Origin of the sequence: Aeromonas sp. s11 (genome assembly GCF_040907945.1) — a bacterium.
Taxonomy (GTDB): domain Bacteria; phylum Pseudomonadota; class Gammaproteobacteria; order Enterobacterales; family Aeromonadaceae; genus Aeromonas; species Aeromonas veronii.
In genome coordinates, this window is record NZ_JBFOCU010000017.1 from 1 (window position 1) to 20,109 (window position 20,109).

Annotated in this window: 18 protein-coding genes, 1 tRNA gene and 1 riboswitch; of the genes, 9 read left to right on the forward strand and 10 right to left on the reverse strand. The window is 59.6% G+C overall.

Features of this window, described 5'->3' with window-relative positions; translation table 11 throughout:
* Positions 1–68: 68 nt before the first annotated feature.
* A protein-coding gene (locus tag AB5Y84_RS03480; RefSeq protein ID WP_368176341.1) for an IS3 family transposase occupies positions 69–1,231 on the forward strand; the annotation gives its coding sequence in 2 pieces (ribosomal slippage) (positions 69–324 and positions 324–1,231; 1,164 coding nt in all).
* Between the two features lie 71 nt (positions 1,232–1,302).
* Here the strand turns inward: AB5Y84_RS03480 and AB5Y84_RS03485 are convergent.
* From AB5Y84_RS03485 to AB5Y84_RS03495, 3 genes are all read right to left on the reverse strand, one after another.
* Positions 1,303–1,992, reverse strand: coding sequence for a tyrosine-type recombinase/integrase (locus AB5Y84_RS03485; protein ID WP_368176386.1), 690 nt, complete (start codon positions 1,990–1,992; stop codon positions 1,303–1,305).
* Between the two features lie 299 nt (positions 1,993–2,291).
* Complete coding sequence (locus AB5Y84_RS03490) at positions 2,292–2,516, reverse strand: Arm DNA-binding domain-containing protein (RefSeq protein WP_368176387.1); 225 nt, start codon at positions 2,514–2,516, stop codon at positions 2,292–2,294.
* 264 nt (positions 2,517–2,780) lie between these two features.
* A tRNA-Leu gene (locus tag AB5Y84_RS03495) sits at positions 2,781–2,866 on the reverse strand.
* A gap of 143 nt (positions 2,867–3,009) precedes the next feature.
* Between AB5Y84_RS03495 and AB5Y84_RS03500 the strand changes: the two genes are divergently transcribed.
* Positions 3,010–3,543, forward strand: coding sequence for an RDD family protein (locus AB5Y84_RS03500; protein ID WP_368176388.1), 534 nt, complete (start codon positions 3,010–3,012; stop codon positions 3,541–3,543).
* A gap of 74 nt (positions 3,544–3,617) precedes the next feature.
* On the opposite strand, the gene lptG is transcribed toward AB5Y84_RS03500, so the two are convergent.
* Positions 3,618–4,688, reverse strand: a complete 1,071-nt coding sequence (gene lptG, locus AB5Y84_RS03505) for an LPS export ABC transporter permease LptG (RefSeq protein ID WP_005355217.1) — start codon at positions 4,686–4,688, stop codon at positions 3,618–3,620.
* 25 nt (positions 4,689–4,713) lie between these two features.
* Complete coding sequence (lptF, locus tag AB5Y84_RS03510; RefSeq protein ID WP_005356742.1) at positions 4,714–5,826, reverse strand: LPS export ABC transporter permease LptF; 1,113 nt, start codon at positions 5,824–5,826, stop codon at positions 4,714–4,716.
* Between the two features lie 172 nt (positions 5,827–5,998).
* Here lptF and pepA point away from each other — a divergent pair, with 172 nt between their 5' ends.
* The 3 genes from pepA (at position 5,999) to AB5Y84_RS03525 (ending at position 11,054) form a co-directional block, all read left to right on the forward strand.
* On the forward strand, positions 5,999–7,507 hold the full coding sequence (gene pepA / locus AB5Y84_RS03515; RefSeq protein WP_005336423.1) for a leucyl aminopeptidase: 1,509 nt from the start codon (positions 5,999–6,001) through the stop codon (positions 7,505–7,507).
* A 174-nt stretch (positions 7,508–7,681) separates the two neighbouring features.
* On the forward strand, positions 7,682–8,137 hold the full coding sequence (locus AB5Y84_RS03520) for a DNA polymerase III subunit chi (protein WP_368176389.1): 456 nt from the start codon (positions 7,682–7,684) through the stop codon (positions 8,135–8,137).
* 64 nt (positions 8,138–8,201) lie between these two features.
* Positions 8,202–11,054, forward strand: a complete 2,853-nt coding sequence (locus AB5Y84_RS03525) for a valine--tRNA ligase (protein WP_139406568.1) — start codon at positions 8,202–8,204, stop codon at positions 11,052–11,054.
* A gap of 67 nt (positions 11,055–11,121) precedes the next feature.
* On the opposite strand, the gene AB5Y84_RS03530 is transcribed toward AB5Y84_RS03525, so the two are convergent.
* Entirely contained in the window at positions 11,122–12,108 is a 987-nt protein-coding gene (locus AB5Y84_RS03530) for a sodium:calcium antiporter (protein WP_368176390.1), read from the reverse strand.
* An 88-nt stretch (positions 12,109–12,196) separates the two neighbouring features.
* Positions 12,197–12,303, reverse strand: a riboswitch (yybP-ykoY riboswitch).
* A 169-nt stretch (positions 12,304–12,472) separates the two neighbouring features.
* On the opposite strand from AB5Y84_RS03530, the gene AB5Y84_RS03535 reads away from it, so the two are divergent.
* A complete protein-coding gene (locus AB5Y84_RS03535) occupies positions 12,473–13,060 on the forward strand; it encodes a superinfection exclusion B family protein (RefSeq protein ID WP_005336432.1) in 588 nt (195 codons plus the stop codon).
* Positions 13,061–13,157: 97 nt separating this feature from the next.
* Here the strand turns inward: AB5Y84_RS03535 and AB5Y84_RS03540 are convergent, their stop codons facing one another.
* Together AB5Y84_RS03540 and AB5Y84_RS03545 are read right to left on the reverse strand one after the other, a co-directional pair.
* The gene (locus AB5Y84_RS03540; RefSeq protein WP_368176409.1) at positions 13,158–14,018 is read right to left on the reverse strand and encodes a GyrI-like domain-containing protein; all 861 of its coding nucleotides are present in this window, start codon (positions 14,016–14,018) and stop codon (positions 13,158–13,160) included.
* A gap of 4 nt (positions 14,019–14,022) precedes the next feature.
* A complete protein-coding gene (locus tag AB5Y84_RS03545; RefSeq protein ID WP_368176391.1) occupies positions 14,023–14,520 on the reverse strand; it encodes a GNAT family N-acetyltransferase in 498 nt (165 codons plus the stop codon).
* Positions 14,521–14,681: 161 nt separating this feature from the next.
* On the opposite strand from AB5Y84_RS03545, the gene AB5Y84_RS03550 reads away from it, so the two are divergent.
* The gene (locus AB5Y84_RS03550) at positions 14,682–16,130 is read left to right on the forward strand and encodes a catalase (RefSeq protein WP_005355226.1); all 1,449 of its coding nucleotides are present in this window, start codon (positions 14,682–14,684) and stop codon (positions 16,128–16,130) included.
* A gap of 309 nt (positions 16,131–16,439) precedes the next feature.
* On the opposite strand, the gene AB5Y84_RS03555 is transcribed toward AB5Y84_RS03550, so the two are convergent.
* Complete coding sequence (locus AB5Y84_RS03555; protein WP_368176392.1) at positions 16,440–16,757, reverse strand: YnjH family protein; 318 nt, start codon at positions 16,755–16,757, stop codon at positions 16,440–16,442.
* A gap of 223 nt (positions 16,758–16,980) precedes the next feature.
* Between AB5Y84_RS03555 and AB5Y84_RS03560 the strand changes: the two genes are divergently transcribed.
* On the forward strand, positions 16,981–18,225 hold the full coding sequence (locus tag AB5Y84_RS03560) for a hypothetical protein (RefSeq protein WP_368176393.1): 1,245 nt from the start codon (positions 16,981–16,983) through the stop codon (positions 18,223–18,225).
* Positions 18,226–18,334: 109 nt separating this feature from the next.
* Complete coding sequence (locus tag AB5Y84_RS03565) at positions 18,335–19,111, forward strand: substrate-binding periplasmic protein (RefSeq protein WP_368176394.1); 777 nt, start codon at positions 18,335–18,337, stop codon at positions 19,109–19,111.
* A gap of 12 nt (positions 19,112–19,123) precedes the next feature.
* Here the strand turns inward: AB5Y84_RS03565 and AB5Y84_RS03570 are convergent, their stop codons facing one another.
* A complete protein-coding gene (locus tag AB5Y84_RS03570) occupies positions 19,124–19,981 on the reverse strand; it encodes a LuxR C-terminal-related transcriptional regulator (RefSeq protein ID WP_368176395.1) in 858 nt (285 codons plus the stop codon).
* Positions 19,982–20,109: the final 128 nt, after the last annotated feature.

The window sequence follows — 20,109 nt, forward strand, 5'->3', positions numbered from 1 at the left end:
TGTAGTGGTCTAATCATCCCGGACACCATTTTAGGTGGTACAGTCGCCACCATGACCTGAGGTGTTCAATGACAAGATTACGTCGCTCATTTACTGCCGAATTCAAACTCGAAGCCGCATCCCTGGTGCTCGACCAAGGATATTCTGTCCCTGAAGCCAGCCGTTCACTGGATGTCGGTGAAACAGTGCTCCGTCGCTGGGTTCTGCAGCTGCAATCCGAACGAACTGGCACAACCCCAATCAGCAAAGCACTGACTCCAGAGCAGCAGAAAATTCAGGAGCTGGAAGCCCGTATCAACCGGCTCGAACGTGAAAAGGACATTCTAAAAAAGGCTACTGCTCTCTTGATGGCGGACGAGTTCACACATACGCGCTGATAGACCGATTAAGGGAGCAAGCCCCCATCACTTTGGTCTGCTGCGCCTTCGATGTTCCCACCTCCTGTTTTTACGATTATCTGGCTCGCAGGCGGACGATTAACCGTGAACGTATGCAACAGCGCTGTGAGTTGCGCCGGTTGTTCAAAGAGAGCAGGAGCTCTGCAGGCAGCCGCGCCTTGATGTCGATGATGCGAGAGTTGGGGTATCAGATTGGCCGATTCAAAGTACGTAACCTGATGAAGGAAGCCGGTCTGGTATCCAAGCAACCGGGCGCTCATCGCTATCAGGTGGCACAGTCTGAACGACCGGACATACCCAATCTGCTGGCCCGCGAATTTGATGTCCAGCAACCCAATCAGGTGTGGTGTGGCGATATCACCTACGTCTGGGCCGGTGGTTGCTGGCATTACCTGGCAGCGGTGCTTGACCTGCACACTCGGCGGGTCGTGGGCTGGGCGATGTCTGATAAACCTGATGCAGAATTGGCAATCAAAGCCCTGGAGATGGCCTATCAGCAGCGGGGTTGCCCATCTGGTGTGCTATTTCACTCTGACCAGGGCAGCCAATATGGCAGTAGGGCATTTCGGCAACGAGTGTGGCGCTATCGCATGACCCAGAGCATGAGTCGGCGTGGCAACTGCTGGGATAACGCCCCGATGGAACGGTTGTTCAGAAGCCTGAAGTCAGAGTGGCTCCCGGCTATGGGATATATGAGCTTGCGGGAAGCAAAGCGGGATATCAGTTATTACCTGATGGATTACTACAACTGGCGGCGTCCACATCAACACAATGACGGGATACCGCCAGCAAAAGCCGAAGAACGGCCTAACCAAGTGTCCGGATTTAGTTGACCACTACACAAGTTGTTTCAGAATGTTCCGCTTATTCTGAGTTATTGTCATCGAGCCACCTTTCAATGTTGTTAGTCCACTGATGTAAGATTCACTGGGCGCACGTTGCCACCCTTCTGGGATTCATAAAAATCTGCCAGCCACTGCAGCAACTTGCGGCGGTCGTCCAGGTACTCGGCACGATGGTAGGCCGCCCGCACCTTATTGCGTTCTGCATGTGCGAGCTGACGCTCTATCACATCAGGATCAAACCCTTCCTCGTTCAAGGTGGTCGAGGCCAGTGCCCTGAACCCGTGCGGCGTAGCAATGCCTGCATAGCCCATACGCCCCATGGCATAGCTCAGGGTGTTCTCGCTGATCGGCTTGGTCAGGCTGCGCTCGCTCGGGAATAGCAGTTCACAATGTCCTGTAAGTTGGCGCAGCTCATCAAGCACGGCTAGCGCTTGGCGAGAGAGAGGAACGATATGGGGGGCTCGCATCTTCATCAGCTCAGCAGGGATCCGCCACTCCGCCCGATCCAGGTCGAACTCTGCCCAGCGGGCAAAACGCACCTCACCGGGGCGGGTCATAGTCAGCATCAGCAAATGGAAGGCAAGGCGGGTCGCAGGGTTCAGTGGTTCAACTGCTAGGCGGCGGTAAAACTCAGGCAGCTCCACACGGGGTAAGGCCGGTCTGTGCTCCTGCTTGGTGGCTTTTAGGGCCCCTTTAAGATCTTGGGCCGGATTGTACTTGGCTCGCCCAGTCTGGATGGCATAACGCATGATGGCACTAAACCGCTGTAATATCCTTCTTGCTGTCTCCGTTGCCCCCCTCTTTTCCACCTTACGCAAGGTATCCAGCATCATAGGGGCCGTCAGTTCTGTGACAGGGACTAATCCCAGCTCAGGAAAGGCATCCGCCTCCAACGACTCTATTACTCGGGTGGCGTGACCAGAGCTCCAAATGGCAAGTTGGCTATGGTGCCATTCCCGAGCCAGTGCCTCAAAGCTGTTCTCACTGGCAAGCCTAGTGGCGATCTTCTCTTGCTTACGGACAAGACTGGGGTCATACCCTTCGGCGATCAGGCGGCGGCATCATCCCGCTTAGCTCGCGCTTCTTTCAGGGACACATCGGGATAAACGCCCAGGGCGAGCTTCTTCTCTTTTCCCGCATGACGATACTTGAGTTTCCAATACTTGCCAGACTTGTTAACCAGCAGGAACATGCCCTTTTCATCCGTTAGCTTGTCGCCGCTCGGCTTGCCACTCCATATAGCCTGCTTGACTGTGATGTTATCTAAAGGCATCTGGGGGCCTCCATATCCAATGATGGGGGCCTAAGTTACTGCAGATTGTGGCGGAAGCATCGAGCTAGTAGCCTTGCAGGTTAACAGTTGGCCCACAGTTGGGGGCCTAAATTCTGGAGGCTTAACATTGAGCCCCCAGAAAGGCCCCCAGTATTTGGGGTATGCTATGAGACCAAATGATACGACAAGACATAACAAAAAACCCGCAGAGCCTTAAGCTATGCGGGTTTCAGGTCTGCCGTGATACGGCATGAAACTGTGATATGGTGCCCGGGGTCGGACTCGAACCGACACGGTTATTCACCGGCGGATTTTGAATCCGCTGCGTCTACCGATTTCGCCACCCGGGCAACTGCGAGGGATTATACGAATGGCGCGATGCCATGCAAGGTGTTTTTCGATTGAACACTCCCGTTTGTTCATTTATTCAACGCCTTGCCGATGCGGGGCCAGTTACATAGAATGCCGCCATCATCTTAATGGAATAAAAACGATGGCCAAGCCTAAAAAAGTCCAACAAAAATCCCCCTCTACCGCCACTCAGCCATACCCGTCAGCGGGTCTGATGCGTCGCCTCGGCGCCCTGATCTATGATGCGCTGGTGGTGACTTCGCTGCTGATCATCGCCGGCTTCATCGGCATGGGTGTCGCCAAGCTGCTGCTGGTCACCGGCATGGCCAGCGTACCGGCGGGTGAAGATACCGTCTGGTTGCTGACCCGACACCACCTGAGCCTGATCTACACCCTGTGGCTCGCCTTCGTCATCTGCGGTTTCTACACCTGGTTCTGGACACGTGCTGGCCAGACCGTCGGCATGCGCGCCTGGCGGCTGCGCATTCAGAACGAGGATGGCAGCCATATCCTTATTACCCAGGCGCTGATCCGTCTCGCCACTGCCGCCTTTGGTCTGGGCAACCTGATGTGCCTGTTCAACCGCCAGCGCCCACGGGCGTTTCAGGATATCTGGGCCGAGTGCGAAGTGATCGTGCTGAGCAAAGAGGAAAATCTGGAATTGTTGAACAAGTAATCCCGGATCAATGCAATACCGAAAGAGGGCACCAACAGGTGCCCTCTTTGCATTTCCTCATAACCTCGTGCGGATTACTGCTTGCGGCTGAGGATGTAGAAGGAGATACCGCCAAACAGCAGGCTGGGCGCGATAGCCGCCAGAATGGGCGGTACCGCATAGACCAGACTGATGGGGCCAAACACCCGATCACTCACATAGACGGCAAAGCCGGTCATGATCCCCATCAGCATCCGAGCCCCCATGCTCACCGAGCGTAGCGGGCCAAAGATGAAGGAGGAGGCCAGCAGGATCATCGCCACCACCGAGAGCGGTGACAGCAGTTTGCGCCACATCTCCAGCTTGTAGCGACCGGCATCCTGCTTGTTGGCATCGAGATAGCCGATGTAGTCGAGCAGACCGGAGACCGAGAGGTTCTCGGGGTCGATACTCACCACCCCCAGCTGTTTGGGCGTCAGCTCCGAGCTCCACTCCATCTTGTCATGCTGCTCGCTGCGGATCTGCGCGGGATCGTCGAAGCGGGTAACCTGGGTCTGCTTGAGCAGCCAGTGGTGGCGCTCGAACACCCCCTCCTGCGCCTGCACCACGTCGATCAGCTTGCGCTCGGGGGTGAAGCGATAGAGGGTGATGCCGGTGAGGGCGCCATCGTTACGCACCCCGTTGATATTGACGAAGTTGTTGCCATCGCGAGCCCACACCCCGTAGGCGGAAACCGTCAGACGACCTTCGGAGAGCGCGCCCGCCTTGATGTCATCGGCCATCCGCTTGGCGATGGGGGCCACATATTCCCCCATCAGCCCCACCATGATCATCAGCGGGATCGCCGTCTTGAGCGCCGCCATTACAATACTGATCTTGGAGCGACCCGCCGCCTGCATCACCACCAACTCGGAGCTGGTCGCCAGCTGACCCAGACCAATCAGGCCACCCAGCAGCGCGGCCAGCGGGAAGAAGAGCACCGCCTCCTTGGGCATGGAGAGCAGCACATAGTAGAGGGCGTTGATCATGTCGTAGTTGCCGTCACCGACCGACTTGAGCTGCTCCACATATTTGATGAGCCCCGCCAGACCAACCAGCGTGATTTCACACAGCAGGATCGACATAAAGATGACCCTACCGATATATCTATCGAGAATGCCAAACATCAGCAGAAGTTCCTATGTTGCAGCATCATGCTGATTTTCTGTTGAAATAGCGCCCTTTCACCCCGTTCCACCAGCTGGTGCCCTGCAGATTGAGGGGCAGGCCGATAAACAGCAGGTAACCGAGCGGCACTAGGAACATCCCCGGCCAGTAGGGCAGCCGACCGCTGTCAATGGCCGAACGGGCGGCGCTGAGCAGCAGGAAGTAGGAGAGATAGAGCATGATGGCCGGCAACAGCTTGGCGTAGCGCCCCTGACGGGGATTGACCCGCGCCAGCGGTACCACCAGCAGGGTCAGCACCGGAATGGAGAGGGGCAGCGAGATACGCCACTGCAATTCCGCCATCATGGCGTTGTCCTGGGTACCGAACAGTTCCATGGTCGGCTTGGCCGCCGCCTTGCGGTTGGAACGCTCCATCTCTTGCTGGCGGATCACCAGACCATATTCGCGAAAATCGGAGATCTGGAACTGCTTGCCGGAGAAGTTCCCTTCGTAGCGGGAACCATCCATCAGAGTCAGCCACTGCAGACCGTTCTCATCGACCGTCACCACCCCTTCGGTCGCCACCACCACCGAGGGAGGATTGTTCCCCTCCGCCCGCTGCAGCACGAAGATCTTTTGCAGTTTTGAGCCGTTGTCGTTCAAATCCTGGATATAGGCAACCAGACGCCCCTTGTCGAGCTCCATAAAGCGGCCAGCCTGCAGGAAGGAGATACCCGGATCCGACTTGAACTCGTCGATCACCTGATACTCGCGCTCCTTGGCCTGCGGGGCGATCCAGCCAGTGTTGAACGCCGCAACCACCGCCGTCAGCAAGGCCAGCAACATGGCGCTGCGCATCACGAAACGGTGGCTGAAGCCGACCGCATGCATCACCGTCATCTCGCTTTCGGCGTAGAGGCGACCATGGGCAAACAAAATGGCTAAAAAGAGACTGATAGGCAGCATCAACAGCGCCATATTGGGCAAGTTGAGCAGCAGCAGGGTGGAGACCAGACGTGTCGGCACCTCGCCATCGGCGGCGTCACCGATGATCTTGATAAATTGTTGGCTGACAAAGATAAGCAGCAATACGAATAACACTGCCAGCTGGGTTTTCAGGGTTTCCCTGAACAAATATCGGAAAACGATCACAGTCATTCCCAAGTAAACTTGTGTTTTTAGTCGAATGCCTGAAAAATAGGGCCGTATATTGGATTTTTACCAGTTTGAACTGCGGAGCCTGTGGCTGTTCGCTCCGCCTCTGATACCCCAACAAGCACCGCATTATTCAATAAAAGGTGCCTTTTGTCTTTAGGATGTAGGAGATTCCATGGAGTTCAGTGTAAAGAGTGGCAGTCCAGAGAAGCAACGGAGCGCCTGCGTCGTAGTCGGCGTATTTGAGCCTCGTCGCCTCTCTCCGGTTGCCGAACAACTGGACAAGATCAGCGATGGCTATATCAGTTCGCTGCTGCGCCGTGGCGACCTGGAAGGGAAACCAGGCCAGATGCTGCTGCTGCATCAAGTACCGGGCGTGCTCAGCGAGCGCGTACTGCTGGTCGGATGCGGCAAGGAGCGGGAACTCGACGAACGCCAGTACAAGCAGATCATCAACAAGACCATCACCACCCTGAACGAAACCGGCTCCATGGAAGCGGTCTGCTTCCTCACCGAGCTGCACGTCAAGGGTCGGGATACCTATTGGAAGGTGCGCCAGGCGGTAGAAACCACCAAGGCGGGCCTCTACAGCTTCGATCAGTTCAAGACCAACAAGGCCGAGCCACGTCGCCCGCTGCGCAAGCTGGTATTCAACGTGCCGACGCGTCGGGAACTGACCATTGGTGAAAAAGCCATCGCTCACGGTCTGGCCGTGGCCAAGGGTGTGCGGGTCTGCCGCGACGTGGCGAACATGCCGCCCAACGTCTGCAACCCGGCCTATCTGGCCTCCCAGGCCCGTCGTCTGGCCGATGCCTACGACAACATCACCACCAAGGTGGTGGGCGAGCAGGAGATGGCCGAGCTCGGCATGAACTCCTATCTGGCGGTGGCCCGCGGCTCCGACAACGAAGCCATGATGGCTATCATCGAATACAAGGGTCATCCGGATGCCAAGCCCATCGTGCTGGTCGGCAAGGGTCTGACCTTTGACTCCGGCGGCATCTCCATCAAACCGGCCGACGGCATGGACGAGATGAAGTACGACATGGGTGGCGCCGCCTCCGTGCTCGGTACCATGCATGCGCTGGCCCAGCTGCAACTGCCGATCAACGTCATCGGCGTGCTGGCGGGCTGCGAGAACATGCCGGGTGGCAACGCCTATCGTCCGGGTGACATCCTCACCTCCATGTCCGGCCAGACCATCGAAGTGCTCAACACAGATGCGGAAGGTCGTCTGGTGCTGTGTGATGCGCTGACCTATGTGGACCGCTTCGATCCGGAAACCGTGATCGACGTGGCGACCCTGACCGGAGCCTGCGTCATCGCGCTGGGCCACCACACCTCGGGTCTGTTGGCCAACCACAACCCGCTGGCCCACGAGCTGCTCAACGCCTCCGAGCAGGCGGGTGATCGCGCCTGGCGTCTGCCGCTGTTCGACGAGTATCAGGAGCAGATCGACAGCCCGTTCGCCGACATGGCCAACATCGGCGGTCGTCCGGCCGGCACCATCACCGCAGCCGCCTTCCTGTCACGCTTCACCAAGAAGTACAACTGGGCCCACCTGGATATCGCCGGGACTGCCTGGAAGAGTGGCAAGGATAAAGGCTCCACCGGTCGTCCGGTGCCCCTGCTGACCCAGTTCCTGCTGAACCGGGCTGGCGTGGATATCGAAGAGAAAGAGTAACTCTCCGGCCCCTGCCGATGGCTGCATCGGAAGGGTTGGCGTTACCCTGAACCACAAGGAAGAGGCCCGCCTCTTCCTTGTTTCATTCTTGAATCAGTGAGCTGCGGACGGGAAACGCCCCGTCAGCCTCATGAGGCGGTCAACAGTCCGTCACCGCAAAACGGGATCAACCTGATGAGCCAAGTGACCTTTTACCTGATGAGCGAACAGGATGACGCGCGGGCTTCTGCGGTCGAGCGACTGGCCTGCACTCTTGCTGCCGAGTCGTGGGGCGCGGGCCATATCTACCTGTTCTGCAACGACGAGGCCCAGGCCCTGCGTCTGGACGAGCTGTTGTGGCAGCTGCCGCCGGAGCGCTTCGTACCGCACCAGCTGCAAGGCGAAAGCGGCATTGCCCCGGTGGAGATCGGCTATCAGCCACCGAAACGGCGCTACGCCCGCCTCATCAATCTGGCCACTGCGACACCTTTGTTTGCAGGACACTTCGCTCAAGTGGTAGATTTTGTCCCCACTGACGAAACACAAAAGCAGCAAGCCCGCGAGCGCTACAAGCACTATCGCCAGGCAGGCCATACCCTCGAAATGAGGGATCAGCCCGTCCTTGCCGCACCGGATCCGGCGCAGCCCTGACTGCAACCAATTGATCCATAAAGAATCAACACCAGACTCCATCCATCCAGATTACGGCGAGACCATGGAAAAGACTTTTAATCACAACGCCATCGAACAGGCGCTCTATCAGCACTGGGAAGCCCAGGGTTACTTCAAGCCCCACGGCGACACCAGCAAAGACTCCTTCTGCATCATGATCCCGCCGCCGAACGTCACCGGCAGCCTGCACATGGGTCACGCCTTCCAGCAAACCCTGATGGATACCCTGATCCGCTACAACCGCATGCAGGGCAAAAACACCCTGTGGCAGGCAGGTACCGACCACGCCGGTATCGCCACCCAGATGGTGGTTGAGCGCAAGATCGCCGCAGAAGAGGGCAAAACTCGCCACGATTACGGCCGTGATGCCTTCATCGACAAGATTTGGCAGTGGAAGGAAGAGTCCGGTGGCACCATCACCCGCCAGATGCGCCGTCTAGGCGACTCCGTGGATTGGGAGCGCGAGCGCTTCACCATGGATGAGGGTCTCTCCGCCGCCGTGCAGGAAGTATTTGTCCGTCTCTACGAAGATGGCCTGATGTACCGCGGCAAGCGTCTGGTGAACTGGGATCCGAAACTCAACACCGCCATCTCCGATCTGGAAGTGGAAAACCGCGAGATCAAGGGCCACATGTGGCACCTGCGCTATCCGCTGGCCAACGGCGCCAAGACTGCCGAAGGCAAGGATTACCTGATCGTCGCCACCACCCGTCCGGAGACCATGCTGGGCGATACCGCCGTGGCCGTGAACCCGGAAGACCCGCGTTACAAGGCGCTGATCGGCCAGCACATCCTGCTGCCGCTGGTGAACCGTCTGATCCCCATCGTCGCCGATGAACACGCCGACATGGAGAAGGGCACCGGGTGCGTGAAGATCACCCCGGCCCACGACTTCAACGATAACGAAGTGGGCAAGCGCCACAGCCTGCCGATGATCAACATCTTCACGCTGGACGCCCACGTGCGTGCCGAGGCCGAAGTGGTCGACACCAACGGCAACCCGAGCACTGCCTACGACGCCGCCCTGCCGGCCGAGTTCGCCGGTCTGGAGCGTTTCGCTGCCCGCAAGGCGATTCTGGCCAAGCTGGAAGAGCTGGGTCTGCTGGACGAGATCAAGGATCACATACTGCAACAGCCGTACGGCGATCGCGGTGGCGTGCCCATCGAGCCGATGCTGACCGACCAGTGGTACGTGCGCGTGGCTCCGATGGCCAAGACCGCCATCGAGGCGGTGGAAGATGGCCGTATCCAGTTCGTGCCGAAGCAGTACGAAAACATGTACTTCTCCTGGATGCGCGACATTCAGGACTGGTGCGTCTCCCGTCAGCTGTGGTGGGGTCACCGCATCCCGGCATGGTATGACGACGCCGGCAACGTCTACGTTGGCCGCAGCGAAGACGAAGTGCGCGCCAAGCACAGCATCCCGGCCGTAACCGTACTGCGTCAGGACGAAGACGTGCTCGACACCTGGTTCAGCTCCGCCCTGTGGACCTTCTCCACTCTGGGCTGGCCGAACAACACCGAGGCACTCAAGACCTTCCACCCGACCGACGTGCTGATGAGCGGCTTCGACATCATCTTCTTCTGGATTGCCCGGATGATCATGATGACCATGCACTTCATCAAGGACGAAAACGGCCAGCCGCAAGTCCCGTTCAAGACCGTCTACATCACCGGCCTCATCCGTGACGAAGAGGGCCAGAAGATGTCCAAATCCAAGGGCAACGTGCTGGACCCCCTCGACATGATCGACGGCATCTCGCTGGAAGATCTGCTGGAGAAGCGCACCGGCAACATGATGCAGCCGCAGATGGCCGAGAAGATCGCCAAGCGTACCGCCAAGCAATTCCCGGAAGGGATCGATGCCCACGGTACCGACGCCCTGCGCTTCACTCTGGCCGCGCTGGCCTCTACCGGTCGTGACATCAACTGGGACATGAAGCGCCTGGACGGCTACAACAACTTCTGCAACAAGCTGTGGAACGCCTCCCGCTATGTGCTGATGAACACCGAAGATCAGGATTGCGGTTTTGCCGGTGGCGAAATGCAGTTCAGCCTGGCGGATCGCTGGATCCAGTCCCAGCTACAAGTGGCCATCCGTGACTTCCGTACCGCCCTCGATACCTACCGCTTCGACATCGCGGCTGGCGTGCTGTACGAATTTATCTGGAACCAGTTCTGTGACTGGTATCTGGAGCTGACCAAGCCGGTGCTGACCAAGGGTTCCGAGGCCGAGCAGCGCGCTGCCCGCCACACCCTGGTGACCGTGCTGGAAACCCTGCTGCGTCTGGCGCACCCGATCATCCCGTTCATCACCGAGACCATCTGGAAATCGGTCGCTCCGCTGGCCGGTGTACACGCCGACACCATCATGATTCAGGCCTTCCCGGAGTTCGACGCCGCCAAGGTGGACGAAGCCGCGATGGCGGATCAGGAGTGGGTGAAGGAGTTCATCGTCAGTATCCGCAACATCCGTGCCGAGATGAACGTGGCGCCGAGCGTGCCCCTCAACGTGCTGCTCCAGTGCGATGCCAAGGATGCCCAGCGCGCCGCTGACAACGAGGCCTTCCTCAAGTCGCTGGCCCGTCTGGAGTCCATCCGCGTTCTGGCGGACGGTGAAACCGCCCCGCTGTCAGTGAAGAAGCTGATCGGCGCTACCGAGCTGATGATCCCGATGGCCGGTCTCATCGACAAGGATGCCGAGCTGGCCCGTCTGGCCAAAGAGGTTGCCCGTCTGGTGGGCGAGTGCGGCCGTATCGAAGGCAAACTCGGCAACGAAGCCTTCGTCGCCAAGGCGCCGGAAGCGGTCATCGCCAAAGAGCGCGAGAAGCTGGAAGATTACCGTCTCCAACTGACCAAGCTGGAAGCCCAGCAGGCTGAAATCGCCGCGCTGTAAGCACCGCCCCAACCGATACAACAAAGCCCCCTGCCAAGGGGGCTTTTTCATATCCGCGCTTCCCGTTTCAGCTCACCAGTAGCCAGCCGCACAAACCGAGATAGAGCAGACCAACCAGCGCCAGCCGTCCGGCGGTCATCGCCCCCTTTCTGAACCCCCACCAGAGCAACCCCACCGCCAGCAGCGTCACCAGCGAGGAGGCCATCATGGCGCCATCCAGCAACCAGGGGGTAAAGAGCAGACAGAAGGCCTTGGGGATAGTGCCCTGGATCATCATGGCCCCGGAGATATTGGCCAGCGCCAGCCGATTCTTGCCCTGTCGCACCCAGATCAGCACGTTCATCAGCTCCGGCATCTCGGTCGCCACCGGACTCAGCAGCAGGGCCGCCAGTACCGGCGAGAGGCCAAACAGCTCGCCCATGCTCTCCAGCTGATGAACAAACAGCTGAGCCGCCAGCGCCACCACCACCAGTGCAGCCAGTGTCTGCAGCAACACCTTGCCAAGGGGTGGGATCCCGGCATCTGGGGCCAGCTTGAGGGGCTCCGGCAATTCGACTTCGTGGCTGTCACTCTGTTTCAGCTCGCGCCTTACATAGACGAGGTAGACCAGCAGGAAGAGCGGGGCCAGCCAGCTCTTGCCGGTGAAGGCGACCAGACCCAGCATGGTCGCCACCAAAAAGATCCCCATAAACCAGCGCTGATCCCGGCCAATCTCGCGCTGTACCTCCCCATTGATGGCGCGCTCGGTACGCCCCATGCAAAGCAGCAGAGTGAGACCGACCGCACCATAGCCGATGGTGGCCAGCACCAGCGGCCCGCCGAGGGCGGCGCCGATGCCGATCTCCTGCTGGACGGTCGTGTTGCCCATCAGCAGGGCGGTCAGGGTGACGATGCATTCGGGCAGGGCCGTACCCAGTGCAGCCAGCAGCGAACCAGTGGCACTTTGCGAGAGTTTGAAGTGGTGTCCGGTCCATTCGATGCCGTTGACGAAGTATTCGCAGGCAAGGTAGATGGTGACCGCAGAGACGAGAAATAACAGCAGGGTAATCAACATAATAGATACCGCCAGGCGAGCAGAATAACCGATGGACCCGACATGGCTCGCCCGGCTGGCGTGCATATCGAGGCCAAAGGTCTTGCAGAGCGATAGTGCCTATCGCCGCCCATGCCATGGATGCGAGGATCCAAGAGTGTTGACATGGGCCCGGCCCGGAATACGGGCGGGTTGCTACTCCCCAATGACTGAGGGGACGTTTTACCAACTCGACCGTCACCTCACAAGGCAAATTACTGATAACTCATTCAATAAGTTGTAAGGAAATGTATCGCCAGCCTCCCCTCCCAGGCGCCATTACGCTGTTGGCACACCGATTGCTGTAGGTAGTTCACTATCCACAACAGTTTGGGAAGGATGAACAATGAAACGGTGGATCCAACATTTCTATCAACTGAACCGCCTCAATTGGCTGATGGTCTGGTTGTTGCTCTGCTGCAGCATCATTCTGCTGTTTCCGGCCGGGCTGATGAAAGGGGCCGTCAGCCAGTGGGCTGCGGATCATGCGGCCTGGCTGGGGGTCGGCATGCTGATCGCCATCTCCTACTTCTGCAGTCAGGGCTTCCTGATCGCCTGGGAGTGGGCATGCGAAGAGTGGCAGGCGCGCCGTCAGCAGGACCAGCTGGCCCAGATGATCGGCTTCCTCGACTTCAACGAAAAAGCGGTGTTGCGCGAGTTCGTGCTGCAGCGTAAAAGCGTCATAAACTTGCCGATCACCGAGCCCGCCGTCAAAAACCTGATGGATGCTGGCGTCCTCACCTACGCCTACGGCAAGCCGACCCGGGAGAAGGATGACGAGAACCAGATCCGCGCCCTGATGATCGCCCTGCCCGCCCGACCGCTGCTCACCTACAAGGTGCTGGGGCTGTCGCGCGGCAAGATGAGCGACGAGCAGGTGGAGCAGATCATGAATGCCAGACCCAAGTTCGCCCAGAAGGGGTTCCAGCGCTAACCGCCGCCCCATCCGCCAGATGCAAAAGAGCCGGACACTGTCCGGCTCTCTCGTTTCTGCGCGACGTTCTGTACCATCCCTTGCGTCTTGTTGTGCCCTACCCCTTTAGGCTGGAGCAAAAGCTGACATCGTCCTGCACCGGATCATCGCTCATGCTGTGATAGAGCTCGAAGCAGGGACCATTGCCAAACTCCAGCCCGGCAGCAACGATGTCGCCGATATGCTCCTGCCAACGAGGGCCATACTGACTGCGGTCGGTAATAAGATAACGGGACTGGGCGTAACGACCGGCGGGAATAATCTGGATCTCGACCGCACCCATCCCCACCGTCCCCGCAGGCACCGTCACCCCGATGTCAGTGCGACACTGGGCTGGCGGAGTCACCTCGGGGTTATCGTGATAGATGAAGATCCACTCCCCACCTTCCAGACCGCGGGCGCTGGCCCACTGATGCAGCTGGCTGCAAACGGGGTCATACCCCTCGCCATAGGGGCCGGTGACACGCATATAGGCCAGAGTACGGGCGTCCATCTCGGTGGTTTTCATGGTATTGCTCCTTGCTGATGAGTGACCCTCAGCATAAGGATTAGGCTGCACAAGTGCGTGTCCATCCTTGCTCATCAAGTGTCCATTCTTGCTCTTGTCGCGGCGAAACTCTCCCGGCGTGCAACCATAGTAACGGCGAAATACCTTGGCAAACGCCTGGGAGCTGGCGAGCCCCGCCCCCAACGCAATGGCCGTGACACTGGCATCGGTATAGCAGAGCTGCCAAACAGCCCGCTGGATGCGCAGACGACGACACATCTCCCCGGGCGTCTCCCCCGCCACAGCCGTAAACACCCGGTGAAAATGGTAGAAAGACAAGCAGGCACTGCTTGCCAGCGTTTCGATGGAGAGATCGGGATTCTGCTCCAGCGCCCGGATCACCGGGCGCAATCTGGCCTGATAATCGACCATACCGTTAGCGACTGGCGCCCCCCGCGACTCTGGCCATATAGAGCGCATCCACATAACGCCCCTGGCGGAAGGCATAGTCACGGGCTCGCCCCTCCTCGGTAAAACCGAACTTGCGATAAAGCGCCTGTGCGGCCTCATTGTCGGTATAGACGGTCAGCTCAATCCGGTGCAGGTTGAGCCAGTTATCGGCCAGATCCAGCGCCGCGGTCATCAGGGCAGAGCCAACCCCCTTGCCAGCCCAGTCATCCCGTACCCCCATGCCGATCCCGGCCACATGCTTGCGTCTGGGATTGGGTTCTACGTGCAAGGAGATCTGGCCCACCAGCAGCCCCTCTACCTCCGCCACCAAGGCGACCACATCACTGCTCTCCAACCGCTTCTGCCACTGGCTAAGGGGAGGTGTGGGCAGGTGCAGAGTGCCCGCCTGGGCATTGGGCATGGCGTAGAGATCCCGCAAGGCGGGGGCATCGGTGGGTTCGGCATGACGGATAGTAATCTGCATATGAGGCTCCTTCTCGAAGCCACCATCATGCAACATCCGGCGCGGTTACACATCCCCTACCCGCACCCATTTGTCTTGCCTATCAAAGGGCGAGGAAAGGCCCATTGGCCGAGCACGGCGCAGATCCGTAGGCTGACCCCATATCAACAAGGAGAGAAGCCATGACTGACAAGACCCTGCACAGCGCCAACGGCGCCCCCGTCGTCGACAACAACAACAGCCTCACCGCCGGCCCGCGCGGCCCCATCCTGATGCAAGATATCTGGTTGATGGAGAAACTCGCCCACTTCGACCGCGAGCGCATTCCCGAGCGGGTGGTTCACGCTAAGGGCTCGGGCGCCTACGGCACCTTTACCGTGACCCACGACATCAGCCAGTTCAGCAAGGCCGATCTGTTCAGCGCCATCGGCAAGCAGACGCCTGTATTCCTGCGCTTCTCCACCGTGGCCGGTGAGAAGGGCGCCGCCGATGCCGAACGCGATGTGCGCGGCTTCGCCCTCAAGTTCTATACCGAACAGGGCAACTGGGATCTGGTGGGCAACAACACCCCGGTCTTTTTCATCCGCGATCCGCTGAAATTCCCTGACTTCATCCACACCCAGAAGCGGGATCCGCGCACCAACCTGCGCAGCGCCACCGCCGCCTGGGACTTCTGGTCACGCCATCCGGAATCCCTGCATCAGGTCACCATACTGTTCAGCGATCGCGGCATCCCCAAGAGCTTGCGGGAGATGAACGGCTACGGCAGCCACACCTTCAGCTTTATCAACGATGCCAACGAGCGCTTCTGGGTCAAGTTCCACTTCAAGACCGAGCAGGGCCACAGCTTCTACACCGATGAAGAGGCCGCCACCGCCGTCGGGCAGGATCGGGAGACCAGTCAGGCGGATCTGTTCAACGCTATCGAGCGGGGCGACTTCCCGCGCTGGAAGGTCTATGTGCAGGTGATGCCGGAGGCCGAAGCCCAGACTTACAACATCCACCCGTTCGACCTCACCAAGGTGTGGCCGCATAGCGACTACCCGCTGATCCCGGTGGGCGTGCTGGAGCTCAACCAGAACCCGGACAACTACTTCGCCCATGTGGAGCAGGCCGCCTTTACCCCGGCTAACGTGGTGCCCGGGATCGGCTTCTCGCCGGATCGCATGTTGCAAGGGCGACTCTTCTCCTACGGTGACACCCAGCGCTATCGCCTTGGCGTCAACCACGGTCTGCTGCCGGTCAACGCCCCGCGCTGCCCGTTCCATCACGGTGCCCATCGTGACGGTGCCATGCGGGCGGACAGCAATGGCGGCGCCAGCCCCAACTATCAGCCGAACCGTTTCGGCACCCAGCAGCCGAGCGAGCAGCACGAACCGGCGCTGAGTCTGGAAGGGGCAGCCTTGCACTACGATTTTCGTGACTACGACAGCGACTACTACAGCCAGCCGGGCAACCTGTTCCGCATCATGGACGAGGGGCAGCGCTCGCGGCTCGCCGCCAACCTGGCCCGCTCCCTTATCAATGTGGAGGATGACGCCATCGTCGCGGCCCAGCTCAAACACTTCGAGCAGGCCGACCCCGAGTATGCCAAACGAGTCGAACTGGCACTGGCCGCCTTGCAGCGCTAAGCCGCAAGCAGGCAACATCTGCAAAAGCAAAACGGGGGCCTGATGGCCCCCGTTCTCGTCATGACGGTATTTGATAAATAAAAAACAGAGCCCAAGGCTCTGTTTTCAATGCTGTATCAATCCCGGACGGAACGCGCTTCGCGCTCTTCCCGCTCCCTTGCCAACAAGCGTTTGTACCACCAGCTACTGCGACGACGTTGTGCATTGGAAGAGCGACGAGCCATTTCTTAGGTTCCAGCCAAGAGAAGAAAGGAGCTGCATTATGCGACAGGGATCACGTCCATGTCTTTAGCTGGATCAAGAAAAGCCTCACTGACCCACGGAAATCGTCTTTTGATCTTTCGCACCACGGGTGGCAGGCAACACCACCGCAGGAGAGCGCCAGGCCAACGGGCCATTGCTCTCGAGGTCGTTCTGCGGGCCGCACTCCAGCCAGATATCTCCCTGCAGAATGCGGGCCCCTTCGGAATATTTCTGATCCGCAAACCAGCAGACCCGCTCGGGCAATGAGCCCAGCGGCAACAGCAGCTCGGGACTGGCAGACTCGCCCACCACAGTGGTTTTGGACGCGGCCAGAGCGGGGGCGAGCCAGAGGGAGGCCAGCAGGCAGAGCAGTACATTTTTCATGAGAGGGATCCTGTTTCGATGGAAGGCATTCTCGAAGAGTCGACCAGCCCCGGGGTTTACTTGACTGACAATCATACTGCCTGCTGGCATTGTGGAACCAATATGGTAGCCTGCCAGCGTCTGCGGGCAGTCTCTCGCTGCCACGCGCAAACTTCCGGTGAATTTGTCACGTCCTGACAAAATATAACCTTATTTATCAAATCGTTATTTGGATATTATCCCAATGCGTATCATGCCGTTGCTTCAGGCGGCCTGCCTGAGCCTGATGTTGTCCGCCTGCGTTGCCCCATTGCTGATGATGAGCCCCACCAGCCAACTGATGTGGGCCCTGCTCAAGCCGCTGGTCGGCTTTGACCCGAACGAGGTCAATCTGTTCGAACAACCCCTGATCAAGGATCGGATGACCGCCATCCTTGGTCCCAACTACGACAGCACCATGCAGTTGCTCAAGACTGCCGACAAGTTACAGCAGGAGGGGCCGCTTTTCTATGTGGTCTCCGAGTATGCGCCCGTGCCGGATATCGCCAAGCAGGCGGGGATGGTGTGGAACTCGCAAACCAACCAGATGTCGGTATTGCTGCAAAAAGGGGATGGCACCACCCTGACCTTCGGCGAAAATCTGGCGGGCACGGCACCGACCTGGCCAACCGCCATGCAGGGCTGGCAGACCCCCACCAGCCAGCTCACCCCGGCGACCAATGCCCTGACCGGCGCGGCGACCAGTCAGAGTGGCGCCTCCCCCTTCTCCCTTGGCAGCGCGCTGGGCACAGTGACTCGCGGCGTCACCGGCTCGCTGACCAACAGCGCAAGTCAGACTATCAGCGGCGCAGCCGCCAACGCCACAGGGCAGGCCACCCAAGCGGTGAGCCAAAGCACGACCGCTCTTACCCGCACTGCAACTCAAGAAGCGACCAAGGCTGTTGCCGTTCCTGCCAAGCAAGCAGTCAGCAGCGCCACTGCGACCGCGGCGCAAGAAGCCACCAAAGCCGTTGCTGCACCTGCCAAACAGGCCGTCAGCAGCGCCACTGCAACCGCGGCCCAAGAAGCCACCAAGGCCGTTACCGTTCCGGCCAAACAGGCCATCAGCAGCTCCGCTGCGACCGTGACCCAAGAAGCCACCAAGGCTGTTACCGCTCCTGCCAAACAGGCCGTCAGCAGCGCCGCTGCGACCGCGACGCAAGAAGCCACCAAAGCCCTTGCCGCGCCTGCCAAACAGGCTGTCAACAGCGCCGCTGCAACCGCGACGCAAGAGGCCACCAAGGCTGTTACAGCTCCTGCCAAACAGGCCGTCAGCAGCGCCGCTGCGCCCGCGGCGCAAGAAGCTACCAAGGCCGTTGCAGAACCAGCCCGGCAGGCCGTCAGTACCGCATCCCATACGGCCGGAGAGAGCGTCGCCGATGCCGCCAGAGCGGCGGAGGCCAAGGCTCGCGCCAAGGCAGAGGCGGAGATGGAAGCCCTGCTCAAATAAACCGACAGGCCACCGCAAGGTGGCCTTTTTTTTATCCCGCTACCGGATCATGACGTTATGGAAAAGGCCACATAGACTGTTAGGTAACTACCCGCACAAGGAGTGCATCATGCGTCGTCTGCTCCCTGCTCTCGCTTCTCTCGCCCTGTTTATCGCGCTCCCGGCTCCGGCACTTATCTACTATTCGGAGCAGAACATGCCGCTCAATGGCCAGGATAAAAATGGTCAGCCTGTGGGGTTGGCGGTCGAGTTGCTGCGCCTGATGTGGCGTGAAATGGGGGAGCCGGAGCACCCCATCCACTTTCTGCCCTGGGCCCGCGGCTGGTATCTGCTGACCCAGCAGCAAGAGGCCGTGCTCTTTACCACGGCGCACACCAAGGAGCGGGATCCCCATTTCCTCTGGGTCTGCCCCATCAGCCACTCCAGGGTCGCGCTGGTCGGCCGCAAGCAGGATGCCCCCAAAGTGGCCAGCAAAGCGGATCTCGCCAAGCTGCAGATCGGTGTGATGCAGGCGGATGTCGGGGAGCAGTTGCTACTCAACCGCGGGATCAGCCCGGGCAATATGATGGCGGTGGAGCGTATGGATCAGGTGGTGCGCCAGCTCATCATGGCACGCACCGATCTGGTGGCGGGCAACGAGGTGATGCTGCGCCATCAGGCCAAGGAGCTGGGTTTCCCCAGCGAGGATTTTGTCACCGTCGCGATTATTGAAGAGCAGGATAACTGCTTCGCCTTCAACCTGCGGGCAGACAAGCAGCAGGTTGCACGCCTGCAACAGGCGCTGGACAAGGTCAGACAGGGGGATGAATACAAGCAGCTGGTGAAGCGCTACCAGTTGCTCAGTATCCTGCCTGAAACCACTCCCACCATCCCGCGCCTAGAGTAACCCCGGCCCGCCCTATGGCGGGCTCTCTCTATCTCCCGCCGATGACGCCTGTGATGCCTGTGATGCCTCCACCGGAGCCGTAATGAGGTGGTTCAAAAAGAGAGTGAACAGCTCGGCCCGCGAGCCGAGTCGCAGCTTGCCATAGAGATGCTTGCGGTGATTCTTCACCGTGCCGCTGCCAATCCCGAGCTCCGCGGCAATCGCCTCGGTATCCAGCCCCTGCAGCAGCAACTCCGCCACCTGCCGCTCACGCCGGGTAAGCCTATCGCCCCCGACACTCGCCATCGCCTGCTCCACCGCACTCTTGAGGCTGGCGCTGTCTGGCAGCGCAGTGCTCTGGGCCAACAGCGGCTGGCTCTGCCGCCACTGCTGACGACAGAGCGAATGCACCAGCGGGAACAGCTGCTCCAGCCTCGCCAGCTCGTCACGGCTGAGGGTACTGCGCTTGTCGAGGCGCCCCAGAAACAGCATCAGCGTCAACCCGTCCCGCACCGGCAGGATCAGCCCCACCTCCTCCTGCCAGCCGGTAGCCTGATAGAAGTGGTGGCGATATTCGGGATCGAGCCGCCCCTGGGAGACCTGCGCCAGGGTCCAGACGCCGGCAGGCAAGCCCTGCTCCAGCGCCTGCATAAAGGGATCCTGACTGAAGTGGCTGGTGAGGTAGCGATCAAAGAGCAGAGCCCGCTGATGATTGAGGTTGTCGTAGAGGTAGACGGGGCGCTGCCCCACCCCGAGCAGCAGGGCGCAATCAAACGCCACCTGTTGCTGGATCAGCCGCACCAGCGCCGCCGCAAAGGCGCTGCTGTGCAGGGCATCGACCACCCCGGTCATGCTGCGGGTCAAGGCATCTGTGGTGAATGGCTGGGTCATGGAGGCACGTTTCCGGTGACGGGGAGCGATTCCCCGCTATGGCTGAATGCTAGCACGAGAGTGGCAAAACTGTCCCTAAGGGGACATATCCGCCACCAACTAGAACGGCGAGCATGACGGCTTTTCCC

What these genes read in the sequence shown, in the direction of transcription:
- AB5Y84_RS03490 (WP_368176387.1), bottom strand. Translation starts at nt 2,516, where the DNA reads ATGCCTTTAGATAACATCACAGTCAAGCAGGCTATATGGAGTGGCAAG.
- AB5Y84_RS03560 (WP_368176393.1), top strand. Translation starts at nt 16,981, where the DNA reads ATGCGTATCATGCCGTTGCTTCAGGCGGCCTGCCTGAGCCTGATGTTG.
- pepA (WP_005336423.1), top strand. Translation starts at nt 5,999, where the DNA reads ATGGAGTTCAGTGTAAAGAGTGGCAGTCCAGAGAAGCAACGGAGCGCC.
- AB5Y84_RS03555 (WP_368176392.1), bottom strand. Translation starts at nt 16,757, where the DNA reads ATGAAAAATGTACTGCTCTGCCTGCTGGCCTCCCTCTGGCTCGCCCCC.
- AB5Y84_RS03550 (WP_005355226.1), top strand. Translation starts at nt 14,682, where the DNA reads ATGACTGACAAGACCCTGCACAGCGCCAACGGCGCCCCCGTCGTCGAC.
- AB5Y84_RS03485 (WP_368176386.1), bottom strand. Translation starts at nt 1,992, where the DNA reads ATGCGTTATGCCATCCAGACTGGGCGAGCCAAGTACAATCCGGCCCAA.
- AB5Y84_RS03540 (WP_368176409.1), bottom strand. Translation starts at nt 14,018, where the DNA reads ATGGTCGATTATCAGGCCAGATTGCGCCCGGTGATCCGGGCGCTGGAG.
- AB5Y84_RS03535 (WP_005336432.1), top strand. Translation starts at nt 12,473, where the DNA reads ATGAAACGGTGGATCCAACATTTCTATCAACTGAACCGCCTCAATTGG.
- AB5Y84_RS03525 (WP_139406568.1), top strand. Translation starts at nt 8,202, where the DNA reads ATGGAAAAGACTTTTAATCACAACGCCATCGAACAGGCGCTCTATCAG.
- lptF (WP_005356742.1), bottom strand. Translation starts at nt 5,826, where the DNA reads ATGACTGTGATCGTTTTCCGATATTTGTTCAGGGAAACCCTGAAAACC.
- AB5Y84_RS03530 (WP_368176390.1), bottom strand. Translation starts at nt 12,108, where the DNA reads ATGTTGATTACCCTGCTGTTATTTCTCGTCTCTGCGGTCACCATCTAC.
- lptG (WP_005355217.1), bottom strand. Translation starts at nt 4,688, where the DNA reads ATGTTTGGCATTCTCGATAGATATATCGGTAGGGTCATCTTTATGTCG.
- AB5Y84_RS03570 (WP_368176395.1), bottom strand. Translation starts at nt 19,981, where the DNA reads ATGACCCAGCCATTCACCACAGATGCCTTGACCCGCAGCATGACCGGG.
- AB5Y84_RS03500 (WP_368176388.1), top strand. Translation starts at nt 3,010, where the DNA reads ATGGCCAAGCCTAAAAAAGTCCAACAAAAATCCCCCTCTACCGCCACT.
- AB5Y84_RS03565 (WP_368176394.1), top strand. Translation starts at nt 18,335, where the DNA reads ATGCGTCGTCTGCTCCCTGCTCTCGCTTCTCTCGCCCTGTTTATCGCG.
- AB5Y84_RS03520 (WP_368176389.1), top strand. Translation starts at nt 7,682, where the DNA reads ATGAGCCAAGTGACCTTTTACCTGATGAGCGAACAGGATGACGCGCGG.
- AB5Y84_RS03545 (WP_368176391.1), bottom strand. Translation starts at nt 14,520, where the DNA reads ATGCAGATTACTATCCGTCATGCCGAACCCACCGATGCCCCCGCCTTG.